Here is a 6699-nt window from a genome sequence, read left to right on the forward strand (position 1 = left end):
CCCACAGCGCCCCCAGCACCAGCGCCGACGGCCCGCTGCCGTGCAGCTCGATCCCGGTGTCGAAGGCGTCGAAGCCGAGCACCGACAGCGAGGCGTCCGCCGAGAGGCCCGTCAGCCACACCAGCAGCGGCAGCGCCACCGCCGTCGCCGCTCCCAGCGCCGACGCGCACCGCCCCGCGTGGGCGAGCGCGCCCGGCCGCCGCACCGGCGTGCGGGCGGCGGCCAGCACGCCCGCGGACAGCATCATGACCGCCGCGGCGACGCCGAGCAGCCATACCCTGCCGTCGAGCCCGGCCAGAGAGCCCAGCGTGACGTCCTCGCCGGCCGAGAGGCGGAGGAACTCGTCCAGGGGATCCGGCAGGGCCCGTGCCAGCTCGCCGGTGGCACGGCCCTCCCACGGGACCAGCAGCCCGAGCGAGATCCCGAGCCACACCCCGTTCGGGGCGCCCAGCAGTGCCGCCCCCGCGATCCTGCCGGGGTTCTCGTCCCCGGCCGCCGCGTACGCCGCGGCCGCGAGCCCCGCCAGCACCGCGACCAGCAGTACGGCCGCCAGCGCCGACGCCGCGGGCCGCACCGCACTGTGCACCCGGCCCCACCCGGCGGGCAGCGGAGTGCGGCGCGAGGCGAGCAGCGCGACGAGCAGCACCCCCAGCACCCAGCAGGCCCCGCCGAGCAGCGAGTCGGCCGAGTCGACCGTGAAGCCCACCGACGCCCGGGCGTCGGCCAGGTCCACCAGCCGGTCCGGCAGCAGCCCCCCGATGTCCCTGAGTCCGTCCGGCAGTTGGTCCGCGATGTCCTCGCCGAGCCCCGCCCCGCCCGGTACGTCCAGGCCGAGCGAGGAGCCGTCGAAGGTGATGGTGTCCTGCCCGGCCCAGGCGAGTCCGCCCAGCACCGCCAGGAACAGTGCCGCCACCGTGCCCGTCCTGGCCGCCAGTTCCGCCTTGCCGATCACCGCTCCCGCGCGCCGCAGCGAGCGCAGGAAGAAGAGGGCGAGCACCAGGGCGCCCACGAGACTCACACCCAGTGGCGTGATGTCGATGGCGGTTTCGGCCTCGGCGCCCTCCAGCCCGAACGCGGAGACGTCGCCCGAGGGGCTGACCGAGCCGCCCACCGCGAGCGCCACCACGGCCGCGGTCATGGACCCCAACGAGCCCGCCGCGTCCGCCCCGAGCAGGTGCAGGCCGAGTGCCGCCGTTCCCGCCATGGCGAGGAAACACCAGCTCACCGCGGCGAGGGAGGCGAGCAGCACCTCGCCCCAGCGCACGCCGGCGCTCCCGGCCGCCCCGCCTCGTACGCCGGACAACGCGTTCATCAAGGCCCCCCGATCTGCGCCGAGTTGTCATACTCAGGCGTGATCCCTGCGCAATGATGCGCGCTTACTACTCTCCGGGGGTGTTTCTGCTCCGTCAACGGGGCCCGCGCCCAGTCTTCACACGGCCCGACTACCGGTACGGGGACCGAGCCTGAAATAGTTCCTCCCGAAGTTCAGCATCCCAAAGACCCCCTGTGACGGGGGTCACTCGGGGGACAACAAGTGGGGCATGGAGTGCCGGAACTCGTACTGGAATTGAACGGACGGACGTGGACGCTCGATCCGTCCAGGTCGTACACCCTCGGACGCGATCCGCAGGGTGACATACCGCTGGAGGACGCCAGGGTCTCCTGGCGCCACGCGACTGTCAGCTGGAACGGCCGCAGCTGGGTCATCGAAGACCACGGCAGCACCAATGGCACGTATGTGCAGGGGCAGCGTATCCAGCAGATGGAGATCGGCCCCGGTTCCGCCGTGCACCTGGGCAACGCGACCGACGGACCGCAGCTGACCCTGTCGGGCGCGGGCGCGGGTGCCGGTGCCGGTGCCGGTGCGGGGGCGGGCCCCGGGGCCGCGGCGTACAGCGCGCAGGGCGCCGGGGCGCCCGCCCAGGGGCAGTTGCCCGCCGCGCCGCCGCAGCACGGGGCGCCCGGCTGGGCGGCCCAGCCGCCGGCGGCCGGGCAGGTCCCGCAGCAGGGCTGGCAGCAGCCGGCCCAGGGGAGCGGCCCCGGTGGTCAGGTGCCGCCGCAGCCGGGCCCCGCCCAGCAGTTCGCGCAGCAGGTACCCGGTGGTGGCGCGGGGGCTCCGCCGGTCTACGGTGACCGCAGTCCGACCATGTTCCACCAGCTGTCGCTCGGCCGGGTCATGCGGATCGGCCGTGCGCTGGAGAACGAGCTGGTCGTCTCCGACCTCCAGGTCTCGCGTCACCACGCCGAGTTCACCGCGACGCCCGACGGGCGCTTCGAGATACGCGACCTCGGCAGCCACAACGGCACGTACGTCAACGGTATGCCGATAGCCAAGGGCAGCACCGCTCTCATCGGCCCCAACGACATCGTCGGCGTCGGCCACTCCACCTTCCGGCTGGTCGGCGACCGCCTCGAGGAGTTCGTCGACACCGGTGAGGTGTCCTTCTCGGCCCGTCACCTGACGGTCACCGTCGACGGCGGCAAGCAGATCCTCAAGGACGTCTCCTTCGGTGTCCCGGAGAAGTCGCTCGTCGCGGTCATCGGCCCCTCGGGATCCGGCAAGTCCACGCTGCTCAAGGCGCTCACCGGATACCGCCCCGCCGACCAGGGCGACGTCCTCTACGACAACCGGAACCTGTACAAGCAGTTCGCCGAACTGCGCCAGCGGATCGGTCTCGTCCCGCAGGACGACATCCTGCACAAGGAACTGAAGGTCCGTACCGCCCTCAAGTACGCGGCCAAGCTCCGCTTCCCCGGCGACACCGCGGAGTCCGAGCGCGCCGCCCGCGTCGACGAGGTCCTGCGCGAGCTCAAGCTCGACATCCACAAGGACAAGAAGATCACCTCGCTCTCGGGCGGCCAGCGCAAGCGCGTCTCGGTGGCCCTCGAGCTGCTGACCAAGCCGTCGCTGATCTTCCTGGACGAGCCGACCTCCGGCCTCGACCCGGGCATGGACCGCGACGTCATGCAGTTGCTGCGCGGCCTGGCCGACGACGGCCGTACGGTCCTCGTCGTCACCCACTCCGTGGCCGAGCTGGCGCTCTGCGACAAGCTGCTGGTCATGGCGCCCGGCGGCTCGGTGGCGTACTTCGGTCCGCCCGAGGAGGCGCTGAACTTCTTCGGCTACGAAACGTGGGCCGACGTCTTCTCCGCCTTCGAGAACTACCGCGACTACGACTGGGCGGGCCGCTGGAAGGGCAGCCGGCACTACCAGATGTACGCCGCGGACATCGACGCCGTCGCGGCCCAGTCCGTACAGATGCCCCCGGTCCAGGCCATACGGCCGCCCAAGCCGCAGGCGTGGGGCTCCCAGCTGCTGACCCTGATCCGCCGCTACGTGTCGGTGATCGCCTCCGACAAGGGCTTCATGGCGCTGATGGTGATCCTGCCGGCCGTCCTCGGCGTGGTCTCCACCGTCATCCCGGCCGACTTCGGCCTGGCGCCGCCCACGCCGCCGTCCCGGTTCAACGGCGACGCCGGCACGATCATGCTGATCCTCGCGGTCGGCATGTGTTTCTCCGGCGCGGCCAACTCCGTCCGTGAGCTGATCAAGGAACGGGTGATCTACGAGCGCGAACGGGCCACCGGCCTGTCCCGCTCGGCGTACCTGATGTCCAAGGTGATCGTCCTCGGCATCATCACGGTGTTCCAGGGCGTCATCATCTGCGCCATCGGCTTCGCCCCGCGCGAGCTGCCCGAAGACGGCCTGCTCATGCCGCCGGCCGTCGAGCTGTGCGTCGTGGTCAGCGCCCTGGGCTTCACCTCGATGATGTTCGGCCTGGTGATCTCCTCGCTGGTGAAGACCGCCGAGAAGACGATGCCGCTGCTGGTCATGTTCGCGATCGTCCAGGTCGTCTTCACCGGCATCCTCTTCCAGGTCTACGGTTCGCCCGGCCTGGAGCAGTTCGCCTGGCTGATGCCGTCGCGCTGGGCCATCGCCGGCGCCGGGTCGACCCTCGACCTCGCGCACCTGATGCCGCCGTGGGACCCCCAGAACCCCACGGACCTGGACCCGCTGTGGGACACCACGGTCGCCCAGTGGAGCCTCAACCTGACGGTCCTGCTGGCCCTCGGCATCGCCTGCGGCTTCGCGGTGGCGCGTCTGCTGCGCCGTCACGAGCCGGAGGTCATGCGAAAGTAGCGCCGGCCCGCTCGTACGCACGCCGATGGGCGGCACCCCGCACCGGGGTGCCGCCCATCGGCGTACGCGGTGTCCCCGCCGGACGGCGTCAGTAGGCGCTGTAGACGTTGTCGATGCCGCCGTAGCGGTGGAAGGCGTAGTTGCACGCCGCCGCGATGTTGGCGACCGGGTCGTACTGGCTCCAGGCCGTGCCCGGGACGTGGTAGGCGTCGAACGTCGGCTTGATTATCTGCAGCAGACCGATCGACGGGGTGCCGTTGGCCGCGTTGACGTCCCAGTTGTTGATGGCGTTCGGGTTGCCGGACGACTCCCGCATCACATTGCGGTAGATGCCGTTGTAGCTCCCGGGAATGCCGTGCTGCTGCATGACGGCCAGGGCCTCGCGGATCCAGCCGTCCAGGTTGTTCGGGTAGCTCACCGGCGTGGCGGTGGCGACGGTGCGCACGGCGGAGCGGCTGGCGGTCTGCCCCGCGGTCCGCTCGGCGGCCGCCTCGACGGCGGCGGCCTTCCTGGCCTCCGCCAGCTTCTTCGCCGCGGCGGCGGCCTTCTTCTCCTCGGCGGCCCTTGTCGCGTCCGCGGCCTGCTCGGCCTCCTCGGCCTCGGCCTTCACGACCTCGGCCATGGCCCGCTCGACGGCGGCGCTCTGCTGCTCGCCTATGGTCGCCGGAACCGTCACGGCCCGGGCCGTGGCCTCGGACCACGCGACCGCCTCCGCGGACCCCGCCTGGGAGATCTCCGTCCCGGATCCGCCCGGAAGCGTCGAGAGGGCTATGGCCGCGGCACCCATCGTGGCGACACCGGCCATCGAGACCTTCTGGGTCATCTTGAGGTTCTTGAGACGACTATGACCAGGAATGCGCGGTGCAGGCATGGCGAATGGACCTCTTCCGAATGGCGGGGACGTGCAGCGAAACGCCGCGGTCCGAAACCGCGGCGTCCGCAACGGGGGCCATTCTTAGCGGCAGCAAAAGCTGGTGCAAAGGGGTGACATACGAAGCCCGATAGTGGCGAACCGGGGCGCCCGAAGCCCTCCAATTCCTCCTTCGCCCGGTCACGGGGCTGGTCGGTTGGACTCTCTCAACCCTTTTGTCCGATTTCAAGCAACTAGGCGGGTTCGTAGGTGATATACGCCCTATGGGACGCGTCACGTCGGGGGAGCCCCGGAAGCTCACCCGACGTATTTGCAGCTGCACTCAACGTGTGCGGTGTGCGGGGAGGATGAGGTGGACATCGCCGAACTCATGCCAGAGATACCGGCGCTCCAATGCCTCGGCGTACGCGGCCCCCAGGGCCGCCCGCCCCGTGACGGCCTCCAGCATCAGCAGGTGCGAGGCCTCGGGCTCGTGCAGGCCGGTCAGCAGCCCGTCCACCACCCGCACCCCGCGCGCGGGCGTCACGACCAGATCCGTCCAGCCGGCCGCCTTGCCCACCACGCCCGCGCCGTCGGCCGCCGACTCCAGCGCCCGCACCGCCGTCGTCCCCACCGCCAGCACCCGCCCGCCGCCGGCCCGGGCCGCGTTCACGAGCCACGCCGTCGACGCCGGCACCGCGAACCGCTCCGGGTACGGCGGCTCGTGCGCCTCCGCCGACGCCACCCCCGTGTGCAGCGTCACCGGCGCGAACTGCACGCCCCGCCGCACCAGCTCCGCCACCAGTTCGGCCGTGAAAGGCCGTCCCGCACTCGGCATCTCCGCCGACCCGGCACCGTCGGGGGACTCCACGGCGAACACCGTCTGGTAGGCCGACAGCGGCTGGTCCCGCTCGGTGTACCCGTACCGGATCGGCCGCCCGTACCGGCGCAGCAGCCCGCCGACGTCCACCCCCTGGCAGCCGCCCGGCACATCGAACCCCTCGCCCGCGGCCGGCCGCGCCCACCACAAGCGGTCCGCACCCGGGGCCAGCGGACCCTCGAACACCAGCCGCACGTCCCCCGGCAGCCGCACCACCGCACCGGCAGGTCCTCCGGGGCACGGCAGCGTGCTGCCCCCGCCGTCCGGCACCCGCAGCTCCACCGCCCAGCGGCCGTCCTCACCCCGGGTGGAGAAGTGCACCACCACCCGGGCACCGCCCAGCCGCCCGTTCACCGCCGCCGGCAGCGTCCGCGAAGTGTTCACCACCAGCACGTCCCCGGCCCGCAGCAGAGCCGGCAGCTCCCGGAACGCGTGGTGCGCGACCCCTGTGCCCCCGCACCCGTGCGACACCATCAGCCGCACGTCGTCACGGCCCGAGCCGCGCAGCTCCGCCGGAACCCTCGCCAGCAGCTCCGGCGGGACGCTGAGCGACTCCAGCGCGCCCCCGCTCACCGCCCCGCACCCGGCTCGGGGGCGTCCAGCAGCGCCGGAGCCGCGTACCGGCCGCTGGCGGGCCGCCGGTCCAGCAGCCGCAGGAACCCCGGCACCACCGCCTCCGGCAGCGGCCGCGCGTCCGCCTCCGGGTCGTCCGGCACCGCCGCCGCGTACAGGTCGGTCCGCATGTCGCCCGGATCCACGGCCCACACCCGCAGGCCCGGCTCCTCCACCCCCAGCACGGCGGCCAGCTGGTCCAGGGCCGCCTTCGAG

The 6699-nt window shown here is 72.3% G+C and carries 4 protein-coding genes and 1 pseudogene; 1 reads left to right on the forward strand and 4 read right to left on the reverse strand.

Annotated elements, in window-relative coordinates:
- Positions 1-1312, reverse strand: a 1312-nt coding sequence (locus GUY61_RS32210; RefSeq protein ID WP_166633867.1) for a streptophobe family protein, incomplete at its 3' end; no start/stop codon positions are given.
- 234 nt (positions 1313-1546) lie between these two features.
- Here GUY61_RS32210 and GUY61_RS32215 point away from each other — a divergent pair.
- Positions 1547-4141 carry an FHA domain-containing protein gene (locus GUY61_RS32215; protein ID WP_166633870.1) on the forward strand — a complete coding sequence of 865 codons (2595 nt, stop codon included), beginning with the start codon at positions 1547-1549 and terminating at the stop codon, positions 4139-4141.
- An 88-nt stretch (positions 4142-4229) separates the two neighbouring features.
- On the opposite strand, the gene GUY61_RS32220 is transcribed toward GUY61_RS32215, so the two are convergent.
- The 3 genes and pseudogenes from GUY61_RS32220 to GUY61_RS32230 form a co-directional block, all read right to left on the reverse strand.
- A complete protein-coding gene (locus tag GUY61_RS32220) occupies positions 4230-5012 on the reverse strand; it encodes a transglycosylase SLT domain-containing protein (protein ID WP_166633868.1) in 783 nt (260 codons plus the stop codon).
- Between the two features lie 322 nt (positions 5013-5334).
- The gene (locus tag GUY61_RS32225) at positions 5335-6444 is read right to left on the reverse strand and encodes an S-adenosylmethionine:tRNA ribosyltransferase-isomerase (RefSeq protein WP_166633869.1); all 1110 of its coding nucleotides are present in this window, start codon (positions 6442-6444) and stop codon (positions 5335-5337) included.
- Positions 6441-6699, reverse strand: a pseudogene (locus tag GUY61_RS32230) (short-chain dehydrogenase); the annotation flags it as partial. The pseudogene GUY61_RS32230 and the gene GUY61_RS32225, both read right to left, overlap by 4 nt.

Origin of the sequence: Streptomyces sp. GC420 (assembly GCF_009916105.1) — a bacterium.
GTDB lineage: Bacteria > Actinomycetota > Actinomycetes > Streptomycetales > Streptomycetaceae > Streptomyces.

Bases quoted from the DNA above. Each gene is read 5' to 3' on its own strand.
- GUY61_RS32220 (WP_166633868.1), bottom strand. From the start codon at position 5,012: ATGCCTGCACCGCGCATTCCTGGTCATAGTCGTCTCAAGAACCTCAAG.